The following is a 23508-nucleotide window of genomic DNA, read 5'->3' as shown; positions in this document are numbered from 1 at the left end:
TTGGTGGTAATGCTCAAATATTCAACATAAGTATAAGTTTTGTTCAAAGATCTAATCCTAAAATTTCACAATGGTTATTTTAGTGAAAATGGTTGGTCAATCAAGTTGAAATTGTTTTGGTCAAGATAGTGTATTTGCATTGGTCAGTTGGTATGCAAATATCCATTAAGAATGATGTTTAATTAGAAAAGCCCTTTAAGTGAGGGTTTCTTTTTACCAATTCAGCACTAAGAAACTGAGCTTTTTCATACGACTTAAATACTATTTGTGTTGTATTGATAAATAAAGATTAAAAAATATGCAATATTAGTTTAATCATATTTTTAAATATTCATAATTTGAAGTGGTAAAAAAATATATATGAAAATATTAAATAATTATTTAAAGATTGATAAAAATGTATTCCAGTCTACAAATTTATAAATATCTACAAAAAATAAATTTGTAGACTTTTTTGTAGACACTTGGATTATAAATTAGGAAAAATGGGTACAATTGAATACAACCCTAATTTATTTTAAGACATTGAAAATACTCATGAATATAACTTTATGCTAACGATTCCAATCCACTCTAGACTGGGTGGATTCTATTTTTTCTACTATGCCATTGTCGGTACATTCATGCCCTATTGGAATTTATATCTCCAAGATCAGGGGTTTGACTACTCAGACATAGGGGTATTAAGTGCTATTGCAATTATTACACGTTTTTTCGCGCCCTTTATTTGGGGCTGGGTAGCTGACAAATCAGGCAAAAGAATGCTGCTGGTTCGTGTGGCAACCTGTATGGAAGCGATGGTTTGGTTGCTAATTTTTATGATTCCCAATGATTTTCAATCGATTGCATTACTGATGCTGATTTTTAGCTTCTTTCAAAATGCAATATTGGCGCAGTTTGAAGCGGTCACTTTATTTTGTTTGGGAGAGCAGCGTGCAGAGTTATATGGAAAAGTGCGCAAATGGGGTTCGATTGGTTTTATTGTAGGTGTTTTCGCTGTTGGAGCTATTCTGGAAATCATCTCTATTTCATTGTTGCCGGTTTTATTACTGTGTATTGCGTTCTTGGCTTTTATTTGGTCTTTTAGCATTGCTGAACCCAAATCTGCACCCAACGCACAGCAGCAACTTGAAGCCTTATTTCCTGTACTGAAACGTTCAGTGGTGGCGAGTCTATTTGCAATAGAGTTTTTTATGTTGTTAGCGCAAGCGCCGTTTTATAGCTTTTACAGTAATTATCTACAAGCTCATGGCTTTAGTACCAGCGCAATTGGATTTTTATGGGCTGTTGGTGTTGTTGCAGAAATTATCATGTTTGCCTACGCTTATTTTTTTCTAAAAACCTATTCTTGGCGAAACTTGATCGTGGTCTGTGTATTAGCAACCTCACTTAGATTTGTTGTAGTTGGACGTTTTCCTGATTCATTTGTCATACAGTTGCTATCGCAAAGCCTACATGCTCTAAGCTTCGGGCTTTTTCACATGATTGCCATGCGCATTATCTTTGAGCATTTTCATCCAACCCAACAAGGTCGTGCCCAAGCAATTTACAGCACCATGTGGGGCTTAGGTGTGGCGCTGGGGAGTCTGTTGGCGGGACATTATTGGCATACTTTTACAGGTCAGTCTATTTTTATTATTGCTGGACTATCGTGTTTGTTTGCATTGTTGTTTATTGGAGGAATTCCTAAATTACAGTCCAATTCGAATCCTCATGCTGGTTAATCATGGCGGATTATGATCAGTACTTCTGCATCAAGTTAAGACGACACTTAGGTGTTTTGTAGACGTTCTTCCAAACATAAACGATTGCGACCAGACTCTTTGGCTTGATATAAAGCAACATCCGCACGGTTAATCAATTGTTGAAACTGAGTGCAAAACGGTAAGCTTTGATAACTTAAACCAATGCTGATACTGATATTCAGCTTTTGACCATTTTCCAATGTAATTGGGGTTTTAAACACGGTATTGCAAATACGCTCCGAAATTTCAATGCTTTTCGCTAAGCTAACATTTTTCAGCAGTACAGCAAACTCTTCGCCACCAATACGCCCAAACAAGTCAGAAGCGCGTATTTGAGCCTGTACAATTCGGGTAAAGTCTTGCAAAACTTGATCACCTACGGCATGCCCATAGTTGTCATTGATCCTTTTAAAATGATCGATGTCGAGCAGTAAGATCGCAACGGTTTTGGTATTGGCCTTAGCAGGGTTGACCGTACGTTCGCTTTCTTCATAAAAATAACGACGATTCATTGTAGTGGTGAGACCGTCATGATTGGCAAGATACAGAATGTGATGATAAAGCTTTTGGCGATTTAGACTAATAATTGATAGGGTCAATGGTCCTAAAGCCAACATCACTAAACCAATACGAACCGATAAGGTTGTAGAGATATAAGCATCGGATGATTCAGTCAGATAGTAGATGCTAAGAATGTTATATAAGGACATACTGACAAAACAGTTGACGATGGACACTAAAAATAAGTTATAGGTTAGCGCTGCCCAAATCAGTGCGCCAATGGGGAACATAATTGCCCCGGGACCCATAAAAAAATGGGTAAGACCTACAGAGAACATCACAAAAAGTAAAGGTAAACCATCTTGAAGCCTGAGGCGCTGTTGCCGTTTTTCAGCTATATAGTCTTTAATGCTATCCATCTGCGGAATGGCTAAAATAATGGGCAAGAACGCCACTAAATTCAGAATTTCACCTGTCCACCACATACCAAAATCAATCCAGATTCGATCCAGTTGCATAAAAGTGTTTGGAATATGCGGAATGGTGGAAATGGCAAATAAAGGGCTCACTAAGCAGCCGCCCACGGCACTGATCAGAACCAAATAAACAAAAGTCAGACCTTTATTGAACTCTTTATAATCAATTTTAAAAGTTCGCAGCAGTAACAGTGTTACCAATGGATTGGTTAGATTTGCCATGGTCAGAAAAAGCGTCAGTAAAAAATGATTCCCTGTGACCAAATCTGCAAACATAAAGCCAGTAAATGCACCCAACCATCCGCCCATATTCTTTAAGGAATTAAACCGCAAAAATAAGCCCAATAACACAGCATTGGCAGGCCATAAAATAGCCAAAAATGAATGTGGACGACCCAATATTCCCGCAAGACAACATAGGGCAATAATGACGCCAACAACCATAAAAGAGCGGGCATTCGTTTGGAACTGTTGCTTAGAATCCGTTACAAAAGTATCCAATATGACGACCTATTATTTTAATCAATCCGCTTAAAAATATTTTGTTTGATTAGATGTAAGTAGCATAACTTTTAAATAGAATATTTCAATCTTTATATTTAATCTAAGTTATTTTCCTTGAAATGTTAAATTTGCCTATATATTGACTTTGAAGGAAGTATATAACAGGCAGAGAATACTGAAGTTAGAACATAAAAAACAGTAAACTCTAAATCTTGATGGCTACTTTCTTAAAGCCTTGTTTTGATCCCACATATGTCATTGTAATGTCGACCTTATACGCTTGCCATAGAATTGTTTTGGTCACGTTAATTTCCCATGAAAGATCGTTAAATTATGCTAAGTTATCGATAAAGCACCTGATTGTTAGATATCTATGAAAAAAACTGTGTTCATCATTCCATTTTTGCTTTTCGTTTCATTTTTTGCAAATGCAGAACAGAACATTCAGGCCAAGGCGGAAACTGCTGACTTACAACAACCCGAAAATTCCATCCGTATCATTACGCGCCCTGAGATTTTGGGTTTATGGGGAATGAATATTCCTTCAAATAAGCAATGTGTTGAATACTATAATTTTCGCGGTGGTAATGAGGTCGTGGTCAATAGTCATAAGGAATGGTCAGTGGGATTGTTTGAATATCAACCATCTGCTGATATTACTCAAAATCAGTTGCCGACTTTGGTCATGCAAGTCAACTATGAAAACAATGAAAAAGATTGCTCTGGTAATCAAATCGATCAAGCAGGTGAGTTGTCCCAGTATTTCGTAAAATGGGCAACGCCAAATCAGATCGACTTTTGTACCTCAGAAAAAGGCAATGAGTGCTTTGCGACTTTAAATCGAGTCTTGCCTTAATTTAAAACCTGATCTTTCTATTTGCTGGGGAGCATTGGATACAGTTTAAAAACCTGAATAACCACAAATAAAAAGCCTCATCTAGAGGCTTTTTTTGATGTAAATCATGCTTATTTTTCATTGCCTTGTAATTGCTGGAGCAAATGCTTTTCAAGGTAATGAATATCCATCGCATTTTTGCAAAAGTTTTTATCTTCTAAAATTAAATCTTTGTGCAAAGGAATGTTGGTTTTTACGCCCGTTAGAATGATTTCATCCAACGCCTGTTTCATTCGTGCAATCGCTGTTTCACGATCTTTGCCATGTGCAATCAGTTTAGCAATCATGGAGTCGTAATACGGCGGAATGTTATAACCCGGGTAAATATGCGAATCTAAACGAATACCTGCACCACCTGGGGTATAAAATTGTTCAATTTTACCGGGAGATGGCATGAAATTGCTGGGATCTTCAGCATTGATACGGCATTCAATCGCATGACCTTGAACCTTAATATCGTCTTGTTGTAGATCTAAACCTAAACCAGCAGCAACACGTAATTGTTGTTCAATAATATCGATGCCTGTCACCATTTCAGTCACAGGGTGTTCCACTTGAACACGGGTATTCATTTCAATAAAGAAGAATTCGCCGTCTTCAAATAAGAATTCAAATGTACCGGCGCCGCGATACTGCATGAGCTTACAAGCTTTCACACAAGCTTCTAAAATTTCTGCACGTGCTTCTTCAGGTAAGTTTGGTGCAGGTGCTTCTTCAAGCACTTTTTGATGACGACGTTGAAGTGAACAGTCACGATCATATAAATGCACCGCATGGCCGTTACCATCGCCAATCACTTGGACTTCGACATGGCGCGGCTTTTGTAAGAAACGCTCCATATACACGGTATCATCACCAAACCACATTTCAGCATCACGTTGTGCAGCTTGAACTGACTCAAGTAAAGTATCGACACGCTCAACAATACGCATACCACGACCACCACCGCCAGACGCAGCTTTGACAATCAGTGGAAACCCAATTTCTTTGGCTTCGGCTAAAGCATTGCTTGTGGTGACTGCATGTGCAGAACCTGGAACAGTTGGAACACCCGCTTTACGCATCGCCATAATCGCAGAAACTTTATTGCCCATGAGGCGAATATGTTCTGGACGTGGACCAATAAAAATAAAACCAGAGCTTTCTACAATTTCAGCAAATTCTGCATTTTCAGACAGAAAACCATAACCTGGATGAATCGCGTCTGCGCCCGTTATTTCCGCCGCGGTAATAATGGCCGGGATATTTAAATAGCTTTCACTACTCGCACCCGGTCCAATACATACAGCTTCATCAACAAAACGAAGGTGCATCAGGTCTTTATCCGCATCTGAATAGATACCGACGGTTTGAATACCCAATGTTTTGCATGCCCGAGTGATGCGTAGCGCAATCTCTCCTCGGTTTGCAATTAAGACTTTTTGCAACATATCAATCCCCAAGTATTACGCGCGGTAGCGGAATAGTGGTTGACCGAATTGGATTACATCACCATTTTTAACCAATATTTCTTCAACAACACCGCTTTGTGTTGCCTCAATCGGATTCATGATTTTCATGGCTTCGATAATACCTAAAGTCTCGCCTGCAGACACAGTTTGACCGACATTTATAAAGGGTCCTTCACCTGGGCTAGGAGCAGAATAGAACACGCCAACCATAGGAGAGGTTTCAACGGCACCACGAGCAGCAGCTTTGACCACAGGCGCAGCAGCTGGTGCAGCTGCAGCAACTTGTGCAACGCCAGCAACGACAGGATTACGACGGGCTAATGCAATTGATTGGTCACCTTCTTTTACTTCAATCGATTGAAGATCAGATTCAATCATTAAGTCGATGAGCTTTTTAATTTTGCGAATATCCATGAATTCGTATTCCTAAGGTTAAAGATGTGTAGAAGGTTGAATTTTCTGCGTGGCATGGGTTAGTGCAAATGCATAACCTTGTGCGCCTAAGCCACAAATGACACCCACGGCTTTATCTGAAAGAAAAGAGTGATGCCTAAATGCTTCACGTGCATGAACATTTGAGATGTGGACTTCAATAAAAGGAATGGCTACACCCAGTAGCGCATCACGTACAGCCACCGATGTATGGGTGAGTGCTGCAGGATTAATAATAATAAATTTGACGCCGTCGATTTGGGCTTGATGAATTCGGTCGATAATGGCACCTTCCCAATTGCTTTGGAATGTTTCAAGGTGAATGGCAGTCTGCTCAGCCTGTGTAGTCAGTTGTTGGTTAATATCATCCAACGTGAGATGACCGTAAACTTCAGGTTCTCGCTTTCCTAGCAAATTTAAATTTGGTCCATGTATGACCAAAATGGTCGAACGCATGAAGACTGCTCCATTGTGAAAGTTGCAAAATGACTTTGTAAGATGTCTGCAAAGTTTGCATATTATGGCATGTTTTTCCACTTCTACTTGATCAATTGTTTTAAATCAAGTGAAAAAAGACATATCAATCTAGCACTATATTTTGGAAACTTTGCAGTGAATTCACAATGTTAAAAAATGACATTTTTCATTAATTTTTATTTTCAAGTATTTTAAACTGAATTGACCAAAACTATTCATTTGTTTTGTGTAACTGCCAGATGTGAATCATCAATCACCAGCATCTCATGCCAGTGGGTGGTATAGCGAGGTGAGCGATATTGCTGCTTCATTTGCCAGTGGGTTTCCTCCGAATGGTAGCCGACTTGTATGCAGTCTGAACCGTAACGTTTCTTCATGCGCAGTAGGGTTTGCATCAGTTGATCACGCTGCTCAATCAGCACCAGCGGTTGCCATAAATCATCGATATGTTGTTGCTTGGGATTCAGCACAGAGAACATGATCGAGACTTTAACATATTGAGTTTTTTCCTTAAATAAAACATCAATTTGCCTTTGTGCGGCCTGTGTCAAAACCAGTAGGTCATCAGTGGCATACTCTAAACCCGTCACCTGTGAAATGGCTTTTTTATAAGGTGGAGTTTTGATTTTTTCATATAAAGAAACATGAACACAGGCGCACAGTTGTTGCTGTTTGATTAGACGTCGATGCGCACGATTTAAATGAAAAATGACAGCCTGCTTGATCAGGGAAATGTCGCTCAGTGCTGTGGCAAAACTACGTGAGGCTAGAATGCGTTTTGACGGTAGGGCAGGATCATCGAGGGCAATACACGATTGACCTTTTAGTTCACGAATGGTCCGAGCAATGAGTACAGAGAACTGTTTCGCAAGATGATGTTCATTGGCAAAAGTTAAGTCATAACAGCTTCGAATACCATAGGACTGCAACTTTGTGCTGATTTTACGCCCAATCCCCCAGACTGCTGATACATCCGTTTCGAGCAGTAAGCTTTCAAAACTACAAGGATCTAAGTCAGGCAAAGAGCATACATTCTCAAAGGCGGGAATCTTTTTGGCAAAATGATTGGCCAGTTTGGCTTGGGTTTTACTGTAACCGATGCCTATGCAGCATGGTAAACCCAACCACTGTTGAATTTGCTTAAGCAACTGACCACAATATTGTTCAAGATCAAGAAGTGCTGAATAGTCAGTTAAACGAATAAAACACTCATCAATTGAATAGGCCTCTAAATCTTCAACTTTAAAATGCAAATGCAGTAGCTCAAAAAAACGCCGTGACATATCCCCATATAACGCATAATTACTGGAAAAGACTTTGACGCCTGCATTTAATGCCTGCTGTTCTATTTCATACCAAGGTACAGCCATACCAATGCCCAAAGCTTTGGCTTCATAGCTGCGAGAAATAACGCAGCCATCGTTATTGCTCAGTACGACTACGGGCTGATGGTTAAGGCTGGGATCAAATACCCGTTCACAACTGACATAACAGTTGTTAATATCAATGAGCGCATAAATTTCAGCTTGATCATGTGAAGACATCATTTAAAGGCTTATCTGAGCTTTTTTAAAACGCAGGTCACCACGCCCCAAATCATCATTTGTTCTTCACTTTGCGGATAAATATCTGGGTAGTCAGGATTTTCAGCTTTTAGCCAAATGCTCTGCTGGCTATTAGCTTGTTTATTTTGCATCAAGCGTTTTACAGTAAATTCATTATTGATCAATGCCAATACAATGTCGCCATGTTCAGCTTGTAAGCTACGATCAATCAGAATTTGATCACCCACTTCAATGCCTGCATTTTTCATGGATAGAGAGTTGACTCTTAAGATAAACGTTGAAATGGGATTTTGAACCAAATATTCATTGAGATCGATATGCTTTTCAACATAATCTTGCGCTGGGGATGGAAACCCTGCCGCAACAGACTCAAGGGGACAAGGCAAGCTCATTTGAGTTCTAAACTCAATCGGAATAAGCTCGATGTCCTGAATGAAATCATCCGCAGGTTGAGGTTTTAGCCATGCTTTAATTTCAATCACTTTAGACTCAGGGACACGCATCGCCACTGTTTTTTCAGGATAGAGAGGTTTGCGTCCTGCATTTTGACGTGATCCGCCGTGACTGGATTTGGGGATGTTAGATGGTTTGGAAAAATGATCACTCATGTTTTAAATGTCTATTTGAATATGTAACTTATTCAAAATAACAAAAAATCAAAATTAAAAATAGATTCTTTCATCGGATAGATTGTGTCGTTTAGCGCATCCGCATAGAATCAGGTTTGTATTTATGATCATGACGGAATCGTCTATGTTGCAAGATTTTATTGAAGAGCAGAAGTTGGTTTGTGAAGAATTTGATTCTGCATATATTAAAGTCAACGAAGATGATGTCGTTGCTATTGCAAAACATACCTTAGATAAAGAGCCCATCGTGGGCTTACGTAAAAAACCTGAAACAGACGAAAATATCTGCTGGTTTATCTACGGCGGTGAGTTGGAAGAGGGTGAAGACTTCTTTGAAACTGTGACCATAAAGGAACTTGAAGAAATTCTACCCGAAGCGATTCCATACTTATCTTTAGAGACAGGGTTTCGTTTTATGATCGATCGTGATGATTATGAAGACGTGTGGAAAGCTGAACCTGAATTATTTTAAGTCATGACCTACATGAAGATGCTTGAAAAATTGGCTCATGCTAGTCAGCTTAGTTTATTGTGCATCTTAATGTGCTGTTCGGGGCTGACTTGGGCAAATACAGTCCATCAAAATCATGCTTTTGATTTAAAGCTTCAGCAGTATATTGATGTGGTGAATCACACCAAAACGGTTTTGGATGATCCAAACGCAACACCCACTGCCTTAGAGCAAAAACAAGCGCTTTGTATGCGTATTCAAGCGTATAAGAACATTGTTCAGCTTAGTCAAGACAACTTGGACTTGGATTCAGCACGTTTAATGAATCAGGTGGCTCAGGTTTTTTTAGAGCGTCAGCGAACAAGTTTCCAAGATTCAGGCGTCAATGTGGCAATTTTTTGTACGCCTATCTCCGTTGATCAATCCGAAGTACTTTAAGGTCATTTTCTTAGAATAAACGGTTTCTGCTAGAGGGTTAATCTGAATAGATAAGATTAAATTCACTTTTATTTAGCTGAAATACTATTTTTTTATAAACAATTCGCAGGTTTAGGCACACCTGCCAAACGACTTAAATGACGCGCAACTAAGCCTGTATTAAACTTCTCTTGTAATACGGCATTATTGATTTCAGAGCTGACCGTTTTCATTAAAAATTTAATCAATGGGCGCGTTGCAGGTGAGTGTCCAAACTGCGCATAGAACTGACGTACTGCTTCTAAGATTTCAAAATGCCATGCAGTCAACTCTAATTCCAATGATTGAGCTAAAGTTTGGGCAACTTGATGATTCCATACAGTGTAATCAACCAAATGACCATCTTGGTCAAGCTCAAGCACAGCATTATCACTCATTGATTTACTACCTGTTTTAAATGTCTCGTTTAAATGTCTTTTTTTCAACATCCAGTCTTAAAAATTAAACGTCTTTTTCGAAGCCATTATTTTAAACTGATACAGCGTTTAAACGAGAGCACCACATCAGAAAATTTCGCGTAATCGATGATTTGAATCGCATCTAAGGCTTGATTGGGCAAAACTTCAGCATCATTTTCCAACATAAAAATAGGACTCTTGTCTTTGAGCAGGTCAGACTGTGCATGCAAAGCTGAATCACCCATTAAAACAATAGCGTCGCTTGGGCTATAGATTTGCTGAAGTTGCTTTAAAACATGTTCGGTACTGGCAAAATCGGATTGAATTAAATATAGGGTAGGTTCAGTCATGAGGCATTACCAATACAAAACATGGTCAAAGGATTGAATGAAAGTGGCGTTCAATTCGACAAACTCGAGGTCTTGTTCAGACTGAAGCACAAAGGCATGCTGCTGATGTTTAGATTCAATCAAAACAGGGGTGAGGTCGTAAAACTCAAAACTATCGACCATATTTGAGGCAACTTTGAAGGCGTGTTTTAAGCCATCGAAAGCCAGTTCAGACTTAAGTAAACTGAGTGCGCCGTCTTGTAGTAAAACCTTCACTTCACAGCCAAAAGTGGCCAAAACCATAGTAGCAGACAAGCTTTCATGAACTTGCAAAGTATTCAAATTGGCTTGGGTTAATATAACGAGTACAGATTTCACACAATTTACCTTTCAATTGCAACAGTCAAATAAAAATAACAACTTAAAATTGAATTAAGCGTTCAGCAGATTGAACTACATCTGCAAGTTCACCCAAACCCACCAATTCAAAGCCCGTTGCTAAGTTGTGTGTATGAATGTGATGACGCTGTGCATTTTCTTCGTCAGTGATACCTCGTGCAAGTGCGGCACTGACGCATACAGGAAGTCTAATGTTTAATTTTTGCCATTCAGAACTTAAGTTTCGCTGATCATCTGGTACCCATTGCAAATTATTCGCGACAGTTACGCCATCTTGATAGAAAAAAATTCGAAAATCTTGATTTGTAGCTTTCAATGCTTGAGCAAGACCTAAGGCATGCCATGCATGAATCGAACTTGGAGCAGAGGTAATTAACAGTAAAGTAGGCATTGAAACATCACTTAAAGAATCTGCGAGAACTGAAAGCAGCATTCAGACTTCATAACAAAAAGGTAGTATACAATGATTTTAGGTGGCATTCAGCACAGAAAATATTAAAAATAAAAAAATATTCAAAAATTAATAAATAAAAACAATAACTTATAATGATCTTTAATTTAAAAAAGTCACAATACTAAATCCATATCTGCACTAAATGCTGTTTATTTTCTTTCATTTTTCTACTTAATTGCTAGAATAAAAACAAATCTGCACCAGATCTGCACCAAAAAATGAAACTTCCAAAACCGATACAACGCGGATCAAGTTGGCGCATTACCGTTACTTTTGACAAGAAGCGATATTCAGTCACAAAAGACACCGCGAAAGAATGTGAATTATGGGCAGCGCACAAATTACTTGAGCTAAAAACTGGTAAAGTCGATATTGAGCAAGGCATTAAACCCTCATATCCATTCAAAGAGCTTTGCGACAAATATTATCAAGAGCATGGTCGCCACATGCGATCTGCAAGGACCATTAATTTTAAGCTAAAAAACTTAGACCGTATTGCACCAAACCTTTTAAATAAATCAATTTATGATTTTAAGCCGGCTGATATTGCGGAATGGCGTAATAAACGGAAAAAAGAAGTCAAAGTGTCTACGCTCAGAAATGAGCATGCGATCTATTCAGCTGTGTTCACTTATGCAATGAAGGAACTGTTTTTAATTGAATCCAACGTGTGGCATTCAGTCACCATGCCAAGCAAGGAAAAATCTAGAAATCAGCGCATCACAGATGAGCAGCAAGAGCAATTATTAAAAGCATTGTCTTGGAACGGCACTACAACGCCTGAAAACTCAAGACAATATGTAGCATGGGCGTTTCTATTTGCGCTTGAAACTGCAATGCGTCAAGGCGAAATACTAGCAATGCGTAGGGCTGACATAAGAGATGGCTTTGTACATTTACCCATGACAAAAAATGGCGAAACTCGAAACGTTCCATTATCTAAAGAGGCAAAACGCCTACTGGCATTATTAGCAAACAATAATGATGAACTACTACCGATCGACAAAGATGTATGCTGTGCAACATGGGTGAGAGCGAAAAAGAGAGCAGGATTACCAGGTATTAATTTTCATGACTCTCGACATGAAGCAATCACGAGAATGGTGAAAGTTCGTAAATTACCAGTTGAAGTGTTGGCTAAGATTACAGGGCATAAGACGATCGGGATTCTAATTAACACGTATTACAATCCAGATGCTCAAGATCTGGTAGAAATGTTTAATGACAGTGAGAGCTAATTAGCTCTCGGTCTGCCTCTTTTGTTTTTTGTGGTCAGTAAGTCATGGGCTAGGCGAGGATTGTATAGCGCCTTGCCTTGAGTGCCTTGATTGATCGATATAAGTTTATCGCGGATCGTAGTCACAGATAAATTATATCTTTGGGCCAAGTGAGATGCTGAGACAAGCTCTACGTCCACTTCCTTTAATTCCTTAACAATCCCACCACCAATATCTTGCCCAAGCACGACATGTGGTGGAGTATTGGATTCAACTATAATTACATATTTCTGCAGTGCTCCCATCACCAGCTCCCGATTTCAATCAGTATTGGTCCGTAAATCACCATTACTATTTCAGTAAGTAAAAGTCCTATTTCCATTACGCCATCTGCTTCTGGATTTGATGTTTACGGTTTTTGATTTTTGCCATCAATAGACATGACTCATTGCTTTCAGGCGTAGCCAACTTATGAAAACTTTGGTTATATCGAACCATCTCTGCCTTGTTCATTAAAAGCAAATTCTCTAAACGACAATCAGCTCTATCCATGTTCTTGAAGGCAAGGGTATGGCTGTCAGGTATAGGGCCGTTTACTTTCTCCCAAATAAATCTGTGCTTAAGGACAAAAACATTAGGCTCGGCAATCTTAATCAGAAGATAGCCATCTTTAGAGCATATTCGTTCGTACCCTATGGGTTTTTTATTCCAAGTAATCTGGCCTTTTTTAAAGTTTCCAGAGTTTGGTTTACAGACTCCTTTAGTGCCAGTATTCCAAGGTATTGATCCCTTCTGAAAGCAACCAGATCTACCTGTATTCCATTTTTTACGCGTGCACAGGGATTTAATATGATCAACTGCAAAAGAAGTTCCAAATTTACTATTCACTTTTTCAGTCAGCTCTTTTCTCCCTAAGATACAATTAGATTCTATAAACTCCAATTGTGCTTGGGTGTATATGATTGCAGCACCTTTTGACATATATCACCCAATTAAGCTTTGTGGAATTTCAACTGAATCAGCATTTTTAATGCCACGATATTCAGCCACTAATTTTGCGGCACTTAAACGCATATTGTTATTTTTAATGACTTGCTCACTAATTTTTTCGATAGCTACAGATTTTTGAATTTCAGCCTCTAATTCACCACCTTTCAAATCTGGATTACTGAGGCGCTCAAGTTGAGCAAACAAAACCATGTTTAGATCCATTGGGGTGTTATTCATTTTAATTTCTCCAAGTCGCTTCTTTAAACTTTGCATCTATGATTAAGTGCTCAATTTCACCAACACCCACGTTATTGAATATATGTGTCATCTTTGCCCCGAACACTGTGAGTGTTCGGGTGATTGACGAGTAGTTGAAATTCATTCTGACCATTCCTCGACAATTAGTGATGAACGGGTTGGTTTTGTTGAGACTGGCTTTGTGTTGGCCAACCCATCTGATCTGCTCGAGCACGACAGGCATTGGTAATACCTGCTTCGTAAGTAGTACCCTTAAATCTATTTATTGCAGCTTTAAGCACCTGTTTATCTGGCGTATCACGGATGGCTTTTAAAGCATCTTGATAAAGCTGATCCGGTGTACGTTTTGGTTTTTTGGGTGGAGCTGCTTGCTGTTGTTGTGAAGTCTGGTTATTTTGGCGAGCTTGATAGTTCTGCTGTTGTTTCTGCTCTCTGGCAGCGCCATTATTGACCTGATCGTGGTATTCATCCGAGTCATAGTCTTTGGTGTCATCGATTAAGAACATGCCATTTAGGGCGTATTTACGCGCATATGAGCTTGATGCACCGAATGTTTGAGCAACATCCATTCCTTTCTTATTAACTTCTACTCCTGCATGAGCTTTTACGATTGTTGCTGTACCGAATGAATCTGTGAAGATCACATTTGCACTCACAATCACCACGCCAGCAACTTCCTGAACTTCATCTGTGATGATGAGGGTCGAATTGTATTTTTGAAGTAGGGGCTTTACCGCTTCAAGAATGTCTTCGCAGTTACGGTAGTGAAAGTTGCCAAATTTATTAAATTTGCTTTTCGGTGCTTTTAATTCCAACTGGATCTGCTGTAAAGCATTTAAATTGTTTTCTGATGGTGCTTGAATATTTGAATTTGTCATGATCATTCCCCTTAAAGTGAGCCAATACGACGCTTGTAAGCTTTGCGTTCGTGAGATGGGATGTAGCTTGATTGATATGCGATTGCACGTGCTTTACGCATCTGGAAATTGATCTCACGATCAAGGTTCTGGCGTATCCAAGGTTTTGCTACATCTTCTTCAAGCGAAAGTTTTGAAAATGAACCATCTGCGTTTTGTTTATAAATAGTGCCAGTCACATACTTGTAGGTAGTGCGGACTAGGCGAACCATGAAATAGCCTTTGTCATCACGACCTTGGTATTCACAAAAATTAGTATTGGTGCTCATTAGACAGTCTCCACTAATTGATGCTTTTCGATATAACCTTTGATGAGTAGGTTGATATAGCGATGGTCCACGTGATCTGTGAAGTCTTTGTATGGATTGCCATTGGCATCGAATACGTTCACGTTATGAAGATCTACTACTTCTACAGCGGTGAATTCTGAACCAGGTACACCGTAACTGTCTGGGAATGGTTCAACTTCAAATGCAACTTGAACTTTAAAACCGTCAAGGTTGATGGTTGCTTCACCTTGGGTATTTGAGCTCATAGTCAGAGCTTGAAGGGCGTATTCAGAATCAGTTGATTGAGATGCAGGGTTTGGGGCTGATTGGTATGAATTAGGCTCGTAGGTGAACGCTAATACACCAATTGATACTGAAGCAGCGAAGGCTGCAACAGTAAAGGAGTTGATTGGATTTAGTTTTGTGTTCATAATTATCTCGCAAGTTGCAAAGCCCTGATTCCGTCGAAAGTTCTCGGGGCTTTTTATTGTCTGTGAGATAAATACTACTTTAAGTAGAAAATAAGTCAATACATAGTAGAAAATAATTCTACTTTAAGTTGTTTTGGTTTATCCTAGGCAAAAGAAAACCCACGCAGGGTGGGTTATTTGGAGTTATTTTGAATGATTGGTATTACAAAAGAAGGTGAATTAGTCGAAATAAAAAAACAAGGTCTTACTGGTGTAGATTTTCTTGGAATAATTATTACAGACCAAAAAGACTTAAGTGAAAAAAATCAAATTATTGGTTGTCATTTTTCTGAACCAGACTCTTCACAGCTATTGGAGTTGATCCAACAAGCTTTACATAGATATCAGAATCCAATCCTTTTGAAGAATGAATAATCTTTACAACCTCATAGATTAATCCTTTTTCATCTTTATCAATCTCTATCCAGTCACCTTGATTGGGTAGAGATTTAAATGAGTGCTTAAATAAATTTACAAGATCACTTCTTGAAACATCAATAACTCTAAGTTCAAACATGGTTTCTCCACCCGATCCAAAGGACTACGTCGGGTTCGCAGTAAAAAATTAAAATTTATTCACACTTAATATTTAGATTGCTTTTGTAATAATCTAAAGCTGTGTCTAAATCTTTTAAAAGCTCAGTTTCTGTATAGTCAGGCGAGAGGACTAAAAGGGCAGGCATGTAATTCTTTTTGTATTCATTTGGGTAGTCTTTACAGGCAATCTGAGTCTTTTCTTCAAGAGATGTAGAAGTCGAGTCTAGCTTATCGAGATAAGTTCCAATCAAAGCATCAGACGTTTCGAATCTAGTTTTACTATTTGGATTTTCAGCATATTCTTTTTGGCAGCCCGTAATTGCGATACTGAAAAGCATAGGTATTAGAATTTTTTTCATTGTTATGGCAATTAAAGTATAGGTTTTTTAATTATAGAATTAAAATGATAAGAAGCCCACCGTTAGGGTGGGAAGTCAACTTATGCAATATCAAATTCAAATTGTTTATTGGGTATTTCTACTGGCTCTATATGATCACAATAAATCATGACTTCAGAACCTTTCATTTTGTAATAAGCGCTATAATTCAAAGCATAATCTTCTTGACGATATCCTGAGTAAATTTCTTTGATTTCAGGACAGTTATCATAAGATACAATCCATTTAGATTTAACATTATCTAAAGCCTGACGAATCTTTACATGATCATCATGAACGTAGAAGTTTCTATATAGACCTTGACCCTTAACATAGTATGGGGGATCAAGATATATCAAGGAGTCTTCAGGTAAAAAAGAGTCAACTCTTTTTAAAAGTTCCAATGCATCTTCATTGTAGACTTTGATACGATCTTTATATAAGCCAATTTTTTCAATACGTTTTGATAGGTTGTTTTTATTGTAGCGTGCATCAAGTTTATAGTTCCCATCTTGATTTTTACCACCAATAACACCACCTTTCAAAATTCCAGAACGATTGGTTCTGTTTAAAAAGAAAGTAGCAAAACCATGTTCAAGTTGGGTGAATTCGTTGGGGTTATTCAAAATGAGCTTTTGCTTGTGCCATTCTTCGATAGTCACATTGGTATCTTGAATAAGTTTCAAAATTCCATCAGTTTGTTCGGTAGCGGATTTCCAGAAATTAAAAACAGCAATATCAAAATCATTGATATGAATATTTTGAGAACATTCATTAAACAGTAGATCTAAAGCAACCCCAGAACCCCCAGCATAAGGTTCCAGATAATCGCCTGATAAGTTATTAACCGCCATTAAGTCTTTAACAAATGGCGCAAATTTACCTTTTCCACCAGGATAGCGAAGCGGTGTTAAAAAAGAAGACACTTATATTCCTTATAAGATGGAAATAAATCATTGCTGAGTGACAAAAGCAACACTCTTTTCAAAGTTTGAACAAAATGAATCAACATTTGATTCATTTTCGCTACACCATAGCTCAATAATTTTACCATTTTCTATAAAGTCTTTATGTAAATTAAACCAGTATTTCATTCTATCACGTGGTTTCTTAAAGTGGTTATGATTGGTATCATTTTCAGGTAATGGTAAAATAGTATTATATATAAAATCGTAATCATATGAACCATTATTATATTCTAATAGTTTTTCCCAAAACTGATCATCATTATTATAATTTACAATTTTATTGTTAATATAATTGTAAATTATTTTTTCTGGATTCCGATCTGTTGATATTGTGTTAGGTGTGAAAGATTTATCACCCGGTAATGGAGAAAACTGCTGATTATGCTCAACGATTAATCTATTACCTTGTTCTGAGAGAATATCGTTATCAGGGATTATTACTACACCCTTAAAATAATCATCTGCCATAAATAGATTCATTAGGCTAGTACAGCTAACTTTCAATGGGATTATTTTTAAATCAACACCGAAAGTTTTAACATAATCGTTTGTATTTTTAAAACAAAATATTTTTTTTAGAAAAAAAGCAGCTTCCTCATCTTCAAGATAAACTTTAACCTCTCTTGGAATTTCGACTTGTTGTGTTTCTATGTTACTTTGCGAAAATTGATTATTTTCAATCCAAATATATGACGGATTAGGGGTGATTTTAGGAGATGGTGTATTATGCATGTAGACAACAGAATCAGGAATATTTCCATTAGCTCTTTGTTGATCATTAACGGTAAGTATATTTTTAAATATTGTTAGAGAATGCGTAGTGAATATGATTTGAATATTTAATTTACGTGCTTCAGTTTTCAATAAATTTATTAATCTGACTTGAGCAATATGATGTAAACCAGCATCAATTTCATCAATTATTAGTAAACCGCCTGGATATTCACTACCCATTTCACGTTGTATTTTTTTAAAAGAAGCTAAAGCTGTAAAGATGCTACTCAAAGAGTCCTGACCCAAGGAAATTGAAAGAGTATTATGCTTTAAGCTGGGAATTTTTGATCTTTTTTTAGAGCCTTTAAAATCATGATCGATAATTGGTTCAGTAACTGGAGATAAATCAAATACAACTACGCGACTAAAAAGATCATATATATAATTTTTATCGATTTGGTCAATAATTCTAATTTTAGTTTGCTTAATTCTATCTTTTTCATATTCACCAATAGGTGTCATACGACTCATTCCAAGATATAAGGTAGGCAATGGAACTTTAGCTGAATCACCTATTTTTAATAAACTCCCCATGGACTTGTCTTGACTTCTAGGTACAATTTTTAATCTAGTTATTGTTTCGCTATTTTCGAGAGTTTCACTATGCCTTGTTACACTGCAACGTTTTAAAAACTTATTGCCATCACAATCATATTCAATATCAATATATGCCTTATTTTCAGTTGATTCTAAGTAATCGTCATTTTCATCCAAATGAAAAAGTTCTTGAAAATTAGATTGATATACGCTATCAAAATAACTTTTATAAGTAGCTGATCTAATTCCGCTACAATTAGCAATCAAACCTAAGATAGTGGATTTCCCAATACCATTTAAACCACCTATAACGGTTATTCTATCTGAAAATTTTATATCAAGTTTTTGCAATTTCCTGAATTTTTTTTCTCCAAAGTTGATGGATTTAAGTTTAATTTTCATATTTATTCCCCAAAAAAATAATTTTAAACATCTCGGTATAAACCAACAACTTTCCCAACCAATTTACAGCCATCCTCCAAAGCAATTGCTTTCTCAGACCATTCAGGATTTAAAGGCTGTAAATACATACTGTCTGTTTCTACGATGAGTTTTTTAAAAGTAGCAGCCTTATCACCTTCACAAGAAACAATAACTAAATCCCCAGTTTTCAAGTCACTTACCTGAAAGTCAGGGTTTACATATATTTTATCTGTAGGTCGGAAGTCGGGGAGCATAGATTCACCCACAACTTCAAGTCCGTAACCATTTTTTCCACATTTTGGATTTGGTGGAAGCCATTCATCAAATTGAGTATTCGCAGGAACAGCTTCAGCACTGGTCCATGTACCTGCCTGTACCCAAGAAATAACCGGGATTAAACGGCCAGCAATAGGGAATGGGTTAGTTATATTCGGCTCTACACCAGTTCCATGATCCAAATAGCTAATATCAACATTAAATTTCTCAGCTAAAACCTGCATTTTCTCTTCACGAGGCTTTGCAGAACCAAGCGTATAACGTCGTGCCATTTCATATGTCACTTCGATAGCATCTTTTAACTGGTTCACTGTTTTTATTGGTGAGCCATTTTTTTCCATAAGACTTTTAAGTCTAGATGCAAATTCTTGATATTTAACTGTTTGCACTTTGGATCGCTTTCCACTTTCTACCAATGGTAGAAGTTTACCCCGTATTTTTAGTTGCACCAATTCTATTTTTGGTAGTATATTATCTTCTACTTTAAGTAGTGTTAGTGGTTGCATTATGTCATCTCCAAAAAATGCATTAGAAAAAGCGATAGGAATAGCTGGCAGTAAATCTGCATTAGCCCGTGGATTGGGCATAACGCCATGGGCTTTAAGTAAATGGAATTTCAATAGAATTCCTGAAGAGCGTTGTTTACCTATTGAAGAATTTACCAATGAACTGGTAAAGGCCGAACAATTACGTCCAGATATCAATTGGGCATATGTTCGTTCTACTGAAAATAGTAATAAAGCATCTGTTTAATAACCACGTTCAAAAGGACTCTCAATGAACATTTCAGATGCTGCTTACAACACCGTGCACGACTATCCAGGCGGATCTAACGCATTGGCACCACGCTTAGGCATCAAAAGCCCAGCAGTGCTGAACAGCAAAGTGAACCCAAATACAGAGACCCATCATTTGACGCTGATTGAAGCTTCAAAACTGATGGAACTCACAAACGACTTTAGGATTTTACAGAGCTTAAATGCCCAACATGGAAAAGTGGCCATTAATCTACCGTGCATTCCTGAATGCAGAGATACGGCACTCACAGATCTAGTACTGAGTCTTGGTATGGGAGGGGGTGACGTGTATTCGCTATTCAAAGAAATGATGACAGATGGACGAATCACACGTGGGGAAGCAATGGATATGTCAAAAGTGATTCACCAGTTACATGTGGTGCTAGCTGAACTAGGCGCTCAAATAAACAAATGCGTAGACGAATAAAAAAGCCTGATCTAGAGAATCAGGCTTTCAGTAATTCAAAACATTCGAAGGTATTGAATATGAAATCAAATTTAGCACAACAAGTCGTCCAAAACAATCCAGACACAGATTTCCTGACTGGTGATGTCGTGGTGTACATGAACCATATCAAAATTGATGACCTCAAGATGGTCGAGGCATTTCAACCTGCAGAATATTATTGGTTGGAAGGTGATCAGCTCGTACATCGCACCGATATTCAACTGGCATCACCTGCAGAACTTATGGCGAAGCGTCGTTTGTCCGCAACAGAGCGATCCATAGCGGAGGTGTCATGAATACACAATTTCAAAAACAACCTGAATTTAGGCAACAACAGAGTGTGCAGTCATTTTATGAACCGACGCTGCAGTTGTTGGATGAAGTTTATGTGGTTAAGCGAGGCAATCTTAAACGCCGTGGCTATAACGAAAACAATGCTGCAGTGACCAAGGAAGAACTGGCGCAAAAGATGGCATACCGCTTTCGCATAACGATTTGGTTAGCGCATCAAGTTATCTCGAGTTTAATTAAAGCAGATCAAGTAATGGCATTTGGTGGATATGTGAAGCCAAAGGATGGTGATAAATGAGCAAAAAGCCTAAAACCACTTTTGTCGCTCAAGAAAGACAAATTGACTTACTTGAACCCGTTCGGATTTATACCGCTTTGGAGCTAGTAGCAATGCCTTTATCAAAAATGAATGCCGCTATAGAGGCTCAGGAACGTTTTTACATGATCGAGCAATCTACACAAATGGGCGAGAAAGCAATCGCCGTGCGAAAGCTTCTGCAGGAAGGTGAAAAGCTCATTCAGGTATCTGAGAAGGCTCGTACACGTTACAAAATTAAAGGTGAGTTTATAGCTCCAAGAATCATACGTCAGCTCGAAGTCAGAGGGTTGATTAAGTTGGGAGTTCAGTTATGAGCTTAGATGCAAGTGTATGGGCATGGAAAATTGAAATGCCCGCCAAAAAAGGCGGTGCTTTGAAACCGCTTAAAAAATTAGTATTGCTCTCACTTGCTGATCGTGCTGGCGAAGATCACTGTGCATATCCAAGCATGAGCAGGTTGGTAGAAGATACAGAAATGGACCGTAAGACTGTTCTTAAAATCATCGATGAGCTTATTGAAGATGGATTAATTGCAGATACCGGTGAGCGCAAAGGCAGAACCAAACAGGTAAAAGTCTATCAATTGGTGGGCGTAAATGGCCGTGAAACAGTCCCAACAACGGTACTCTTTGATGCTGAAAATGATGATTTAAACAGTCCCAACAGTGGAACAGTTCCAACAACGGAACAGTTCCAACAATTCCATGAAAGAGTCCCAATAATTCCGTTAAAGGGTCCCAACGTTGGGACACGGAATCTTTCAAAGAATCTATCATTAGAATCTAAAAATAAAAAAACGTGGTTTTGCTTTAAAAAACTTCGTGAAGAAATTTACTTGGCCGATGACGAAATCGAATTTGAATCCATCATGAATTCAAAATGGGCTGAACGAGAAAAACGAGCATTTGAAATTTACAACGCTGAAAAATCCATGAGCGATGGTTTGATGATCTACCACTTCGCTGATTGGCTGATCAACGCCTACAAAACCAAATATTCTGAAAAACCAAGTTCAGGCGCTTTTGGAAATTCGAGTTCACCGAAAACAAATTCAACAGGACTCACTGAAAAACAAATTCAGATCTTCGCTCAAAAACTTGCTCACCATCCTGAGTTCGCAGGGAAGTTCAGTGAACCAGGGGAGTCATACGACAAACTTGCAGCACGTATCGCCGTGAAACTTGAAAACCCAGCGCAAGCAAAAAAATGGGAATCGTATCTCAAGCAAGTTGGATTCAGTGGATCTCTGCAGGGGAATGCAGCATGACCGAAGCTGATCGCACCATCACAAACCTGATGATCTTGAGAATCATGTCTACGACCAATGGCCGAATCTCTGTAAAACAAATTTACGATGAAATTCAACCGAACATGGGCATTTCCATTCGAAGCCTACAGCGCTATTTGAATGGGTTGGCAAATTGGGGACTTGTTGAAAAAGATGGTTGTGTACCACAGGGTTTTTTACTGAGTGCATCTGCAAGAAAATTATTTGCTGACATCGCACTTGGAAAATCTGAATGACGAGTATTTCCCTTTCTGAATACAAAAGTTTGTACGGAACCAAGAGTAAGAATGCGCGTAAATCAAAATCTCCGCGCCGTGGTAAGCAAATTGAGAGTGAAGGTGAGTCGTTGTTAGGAATTCAGCTTAAAGCGCTCAGGATCGAATTTGAGAGAGAATTTAAGTTTCATCAAAACAGAAAATGGCGGGCTGATTTCCACCTAGTTGGAAAAATGATTTTGGTTGAGGTTGAAGGTGGGATCTGGAGTGGAGGGAGGCATACCAGAGGCAAAGGATATTTAGGGGATATGGAAAAATATAATGCTGCAACGATGTTGGGTTATCAGGTCATACGGTTTAGTACAGAGCAAGTGAAGTCAGGTTTAGCGATACGGCAAATTGAGAAGATGGTGGGGGAATGAACATGGGTATAGCGGTGGCAAAGAAACAACACATCTTACAATCAATAAATTGGTCACGTTTTGATTTAGAGGGATGGTTAACTCAGTTTGGGGCATGGTTATATATCAATACTGGTTCAAGCGGTCGCACGGTGAATCCAATCGCTGTAGCGATGGATAATGCTATTAAAACCAAGAAGCAGAAAGATCTAAGCCGTGCTCAACAGCTGCAGGTCATTACTGACTATCTGACAGGAGACTATCAACCTCCTAAACCACGAAAGACCAGGACTCTTTGTGAAATCGATGACAATGAAGCTCGCGCCGTACAGCGTTTAATTTTAGACATGAAGGGGCAGTCTGAAATATTGGATGATTGGATGAATGCAATTATCGATCGCTATTTTTATGGGAATTCATGGTCCGAGATGGTTCGTGAAAACCGCACTCAGACGGATTCACGAATGGATGTTAAATGTGGATTGGCTGCTTTGCATAGTAAGTATGGGTTTATTGAATATTAAAAAAAAGCACCTCATGAGTTGCAATAGGC

The 23508-nt window shown here is 38.3% G+C and carries 35 protein-coding genes; 15 read left to right on the top strand and 20 right to left on the bottom strand.

Annotation, left to right across the window (positions count from 1 at the left end; genetic code table 11):
* Positions 1-551: 551 nt before the first annotated feature.
* Positions 552-1724 (top strand): MFS transporter, encoded by a 1173-nt coding sequence (locus AMD27_RS08615; RefSeq protein WP_067659040.1) that lies wholly within the window; start codon positions 552-554, stop codon positions 1722-1724.
* Between the two features lie 47 nt (positions 1725-1771).
* Here the strand turns inward: AMD27_RS08615 and AMD27_RS08610 are convergent, their stop codons facing one another.
* Entirely contained in the window at positions 1772-3166 is a 1395-nt protein-coding gene (locus AMD27_RS08610) for a GGDEF domain-containing protein (protein WP_067659035.1), read from the bottom strand.
* 433 nt (positions 3167-3599) lie between these two features.
* Here AMD27_RS08610 and AMD27_RS08605 point away from each other — a divergent pair, with 433 nt between their 5' ends.
* Positions 3600-4082 carry a hypothetical protein gene (locus AMD27_RS08605; RefSeq protein ID WP_067659031.1) on the top strand — a complete coding sequence of 161 codons (483 nt, stop codon included), beginning with the start codon at positions 3600-3602 and terminating at the stop codon, positions 4080-4082.
* A gap of 110 nt (positions 4083-4192) precedes the next feature.
* Here the strand turns inward: AMD27_RS08605 and accC are convergent, their stop codons facing one another.
* The 5 genes from accC to AMD27_RS08580 form a co-directional block, all read right to left on the bottom strand.
* Positions 4193-5551, bottom strand: coding sequence for an acetyl-CoA carboxylase biotin carboxylase subunit (gene accC, locus AMD27_RS08600; protein WP_067659027.1), 1359 nt, complete (start codon positions 5549-5551; stop codon positions 4193-4195).
* A gap of 15 nt (positions 5552-5566) precedes the next feature.
* Positions 5567-5986 carry an acetyl-CoA carboxylase biotin carboxyl carrier protein gene (gene accB, locus AMD27_RS08595; protein ID WP_067659026.1) on the bottom strand — a complete coding sequence of 140 codons (420 nt, stop codon included), beginning with the start codon at positions 5984-5986 and terminating at the stop codon, positions 5567-5569.
* A gap of 18 nt (positions 5987-6004) precedes the next feature.
* Entirely contained in the window at positions 6005-6460 is a 456-nt protein-coding gene (aroQ, locus tag AMD27_RS08590; RefSeq protein WP_067659025.1) for a type II 3-dehydroquinate dehydratase, read from the bottom strand.
* A gap of 236 nt (positions 6461-6696) precedes the next feature.
* Positions 6697-8025, bottom strand: coding sequence for a Y-family DNA polymerase (locus tag AMD27_RS08585; RefSeq protein ID WP_067659022.1), 1329 nt, complete (start codon positions 8023-8025; stop codon positions 6697-6699).
* Between the two features lie 11 nt (positions 8026-8036).
* Positions 8037-8654, bottom strand: a complete 618-nt coding sequence (locus AMD27_RS08580; protein ID WP_067659019.1) for a LexA family protein — start codon at positions 8652-8654, stop codon at positions 8037-8039.
* Between the two features lie 145 nt (positions 8655-8799).
* On the opposite strand from AMD27_RS08580, the gene AMD27_RS08575 reads away from it, so the two are divergent.
* On the top strand, positions 8800-9147 hold the full coding sequence (locus tag AMD27_RS08575) for a hypothetical protein (RefSeq protein WP_081405954.1): 348 nt from the start codon (positions 8800-8802) through the stop codon (positions 9145-9147).
* Between the two features lie 3 nt (positions 9148-9150).
* The gene (locus AMD27_RS08570; protein ID WP_067659016.1) at positions 9151-9564 is read left to right on the top strand and encodes a hypothetical protein; all 414 of its coding nucleotides are present in this window, start codon (positions 9151-9153) and stop codon (positions 9562-9564) included.
* Between the two features lie 92 nt (positions 9565-9656).
* Here AMD27_RS08570 and AMD27_RS08565 read toward each other — a convergent pair whose 3' ends face one another.
* The 4 genes from AMD27_RS08565 to tusD form a co-directional block, all read right to left on the bottom strand.
* On the bottom strand, positions 9657-9980 hold the full coding sequence (locus AMD27_RS08565) for a TusE/DsrC/DsvC family sulfur relay protein (RefSeq protein WP_067662917.1): 324 nt from the start codon (positions 9978-9980) through the stop codon (positions 9657-9659).
* 86 nt (positions 9981-10066) lie between these two features.
* On the bottom strand, positions 10067-10351 hold the full coding sequence (locus AMD27_RS08560; RefSeq protein WP_067659011.1) for a DsrH/TusB family sulfur metabolism protein: 285 nt from the start codon (positions 10349-10351) through the stop codon (positions 10067-10069).
* A 6-nt stretch (positions 10352-10357) separates the two neighbouring features.
* Positions 10358-10708 (bottom strand): hypothetical protein, encoded by a 351-nt coding sequence (locus AMD27_RS08555; RefSeq protein ID WP_067659009.1) that lies wholly within the window; start codon positions 10706-10708, stop codon positions 10358-10360.
* Positions 10709-10751: 43 nt separating this feature from the next.
* Complete coding sequence (gene tusD / locus AMD27_RS08550) at positions 10752-11120, bottom strand: sulfurtransferase complex subunit TusD (RefSeq protein WP_067662913.1); 369 nt, start codon at positions 11118-11120, stop codon at positions 10752-10754.
* A gap of 281 nt (positions 11121-11401) precedes the next feature.
* On the opposite strand from tusD, the gene AMD27_RS08545 reads away from it, so the two are divergent.
* The gene (locus tag AMD27_RS08545; protein ID WP_067659006.1) at positions 11402-12421 is read left to right on the top strand and encodes a tyrosine-type recombinase/integrase; all 1020 of its coding nucleotides are present in this window, start codon (positions 11402-11404) and stop codon (positions 12419-12421) included.
* Here the strand turns inward: AMD27_RS08545 and AMD27_RS08540 are convergent.
* The 6 genes from AMD27_RS08540 to AMD27_RS19145 form a co-directional block, all read right to left on the bottom strand.
* Positions 12418-12705, bottom strand: coding sequence for a DNA-binding protein (locus AMD27_RS08540; protein ID WP_067659004.1), 288 nt, complete (start codon positions 12703-12705; stop codon positions 12418-12420). The genes AMD27_RS08545 and AMD27_RS08540 overlap by 4 nt on opposite strands.
* Positions 12706-12781: 76 nt before the next feature.
* The gene (locus tag AMD27_RS08535) at positions 12782-13381 is read right to left on the bottom strand and encodes an HNH endonuclease signature motif containing protein (protein WP_067659001.1); all 600 of its coding nucleotides are present in this window, start codon (positions 13379-13381) and stop codon (positions 12782-12784) included.
* 3 nt (positions 13382-13384) lie between these two features.
* Positions 13385-13627 (bottom strand): hypothetical protein, encoded by a 243-nt coding sequence (locus AMD27_RS08530; RefSeq protein ID WP_067658998.1) that lies wholly within the window; start codon positions 13625-13627, stop codon positions 13385-13387.
* A 164-nt stretch (positions 13628-13791) separates the two neighbouring features.
* The gene (locus AMD27_RS08525; protein WP_067658992.1) at positions 13792-14526 is read right to left on the bottom strand and encodes an ERF family protein; all 735 of its coding nucleotides are present in this window, start codon (positions 14524-14526) and stop codon (positions 13792-13794) included.
* A gap of 11 nt (positions 14527-14537) precedes the next feature.
* Complete coding sequence (locus AMD27_RS08520; RefSeq protein WP_067658991.1) at positions 14538-14834, bottom strand: hypothetical protein; 297 nt, start codon at positions 14832-14834, stop codon at positions 14538-14540.
* On the bottom strand, positions 14834-15100 hold the full coding sequence (locus AMD27_RS19145) for a hypothetical protein (protein WP_228140649.1): 267 nt from the start codon (positions 15098-15100) through the stop codon (positions 14834-14836). Before AMD27_RS19145 ends, AMD27_RS08520 begins: the two co-directional genes overlap by 1 nt.
* A gap of 357 nt (positions 15101-15457) precedes the next feature.
* On the opposite strand from AMD27_RS19145, the gene AMD27_RS08510 reads away from it, so the two are divergent.
* Positions 15458-15679: a hypothetical protein gene (locus AMD27_RS08510; protein WP_067658986.1), complete on the top strand. Its 222-nt coding sequence runs from the start codon at positions 15458-15460 to the stop codon at positions 15677-15679.
* Positions 15680-15876: 197 nt separating this feature from the next.
* On the opposite strand, the gene AMD27_RS08505 is transcribed toward AMD27_RS08510, so the two are convergent.
* The 4 genes from AMD27_RS08505 to AMD27_RS08490 form a co-directional block, all read right to left on the bottom strand.
* A complete protein-coding gene (locus AMD27_RS08505) occupies positions 15877-16200 on the bottom strand; it encodes a hypothetical protein (RefSeq protein WP_067658983.1) in 324 nt (107 codons plus the stop codon).
* Positions 16201-16280: 80 nt separating this feature from the next.
* Entirely contained in the window at positions 16281-17144 is an 864-nt protein-coding gene (locus AMD27_RS08500; RefSeq protein WP_067658980.1) for a DNA adenine methylase, read from the bottom strand.
* Positions 17145-17171: 27 nt separating this feature from the next.
* Positions 17172-18899: an AAA family ATPase gene (locus AMD27_RS08495; protein WP_067658977.1), complete on the bottom strand. Its 1728-nt coding sequence runs from the start codon at positions 18897-18899 to the stop codon at positions 17172-17174.
* Positions 18900-18922: 23 nt separating this feature from the next.
* Entirely contained in the window at positions 18923-19702 is a 780-nt protein-coding gene (locus AMD27_RS08490) for a LexA family protein (RefSeq protein ID WP_067658975.1), read from the bottom strand.
* A 1-nt stretch (position 19703) separates the two neighbouring features.
* Between AMD27_RS08490 and AMD27_RS08485 the strand changes: the two genes are divergently transcribed.
* Genes AMD27_RS08485 through AMD27_RS08445 form a run of 9 tightly spaced genes read left to right on the top strand, consistent with a single transcriptional unit; the run spans position 19704 to position 23479 of the window.
* Complete coding sequence (locus AMD27_RS08485; protein ID WP_067658969.1) at positions 19704-19949, top strand: transcriptional regulator; 246 nt, start codon at positions 19704-19706, stop codon at positions 19947-19949.
* A 24-nt stretch (positions 19950-19973) separates the two neighbouring features.
* Positions 19974-20420 carry a phage regulatory CII family protein gene (locus AMD27_RS08480; protein WP_067658967.1) on the top strand — a complete coding sequence of 149 codons (447 nt, stop codon included), beginning with the start codon at positions 19974-19976 and terminating at the stop codon, positions 20418-20420.
* A 59-nt stretch (positions 20421-20479) separates the two neighbouring features.
* Entirely contained in the window at positions 20480-20737 is a 258-nt protein-coding gene (locus AMD27_RS08475; protein WP_067658964.1) for a hypothetical protein, read from the top strand.
* Entirely contained in the window at positions 20734-21030 is a 297-nt protein-coding gene (locus AMD27_RS08470; RefSeq protein WP_067658962.1) for a hypothetical protein, read from the top strand. The genes AMD27_RS08475 and AMD27_RS08470 overlap by 4 nt, the downstream gene beginning before the upstream one ends.
* A complete protein-coding gene (locus AMD27_RS08465) occupies positions 21027-21365 on the top strand; it encodes a hypothetical protein (RefSeq protein WP_067658959.1) in 339 nt (112 codons plus the stop codon). The genes AMD27_RS08470 and AMD27_RS08465 overlap by 4 nt, the downstream gene beginning before the upstream one ends.
* On the top strand, positions 21362-22318 hold the full coding sequence (locus AMD27_RS08460) for a helix-turn-helix domain-containing protein (protein WP_067658952.1): 957 nt from the start codon (positions 21362-21364) through the stop codon (positions 22316-22318). The genes AMD27_RS08465 and AMD27_RS08460 overlap by 4 nt, the downstream gene beginning before the upstream one ends.
* Complete coding sequence (locus AMD27_RS08455; protein ID WP_067658949.1) at positions 22315-22575, top strand: hypothetical protein; 261 nt, start codon at positions 22315-22317, stop codon at positions 22573-22575. The genes AMD27_RS08460 and AMD27_RS08455 overlap by 4 nt, the downstream gene beginning before the upstream one ends.
* Entirely contained in the window at positions 22572-22976 is a 405-nt protein-coding gene (locus tag AMD27_RS08450) for a hypothetical protein (RefSeq protein ID WP_067658946.1), read from the top strand. The genes AMD27_RS08455 and AMD27_RS08450 overlap by 4 nt, the downstream gene beginning before the upstream one ends.
* Before the next feature lie 2 nt (positions 22977-22978).
* Positions 22979-23479, top strand: a complete 501-nt coding sequence (locus AMD27_RS08445; protein WP_067662910.1) for a hypothetical protein — start codon at positions 22979-22981, stop codon at positions 23477-23479.
* Positions 23480-23508: the final 29 nt, after the last annotated feature.

Source organism: Acinetobacter sp. TGL-Y2, assembly GCF_001612555.1.
GTDB lineage: Bacteria > Pseudomonadota > Gammaproteobacteria > Pseudomonadales > Moraxellaceae > Acinetobacter.
Note: the sequence above shows the minus strand (reverse complement) of the source record. Positions and strands in the feature narration are given on the sequence as shown.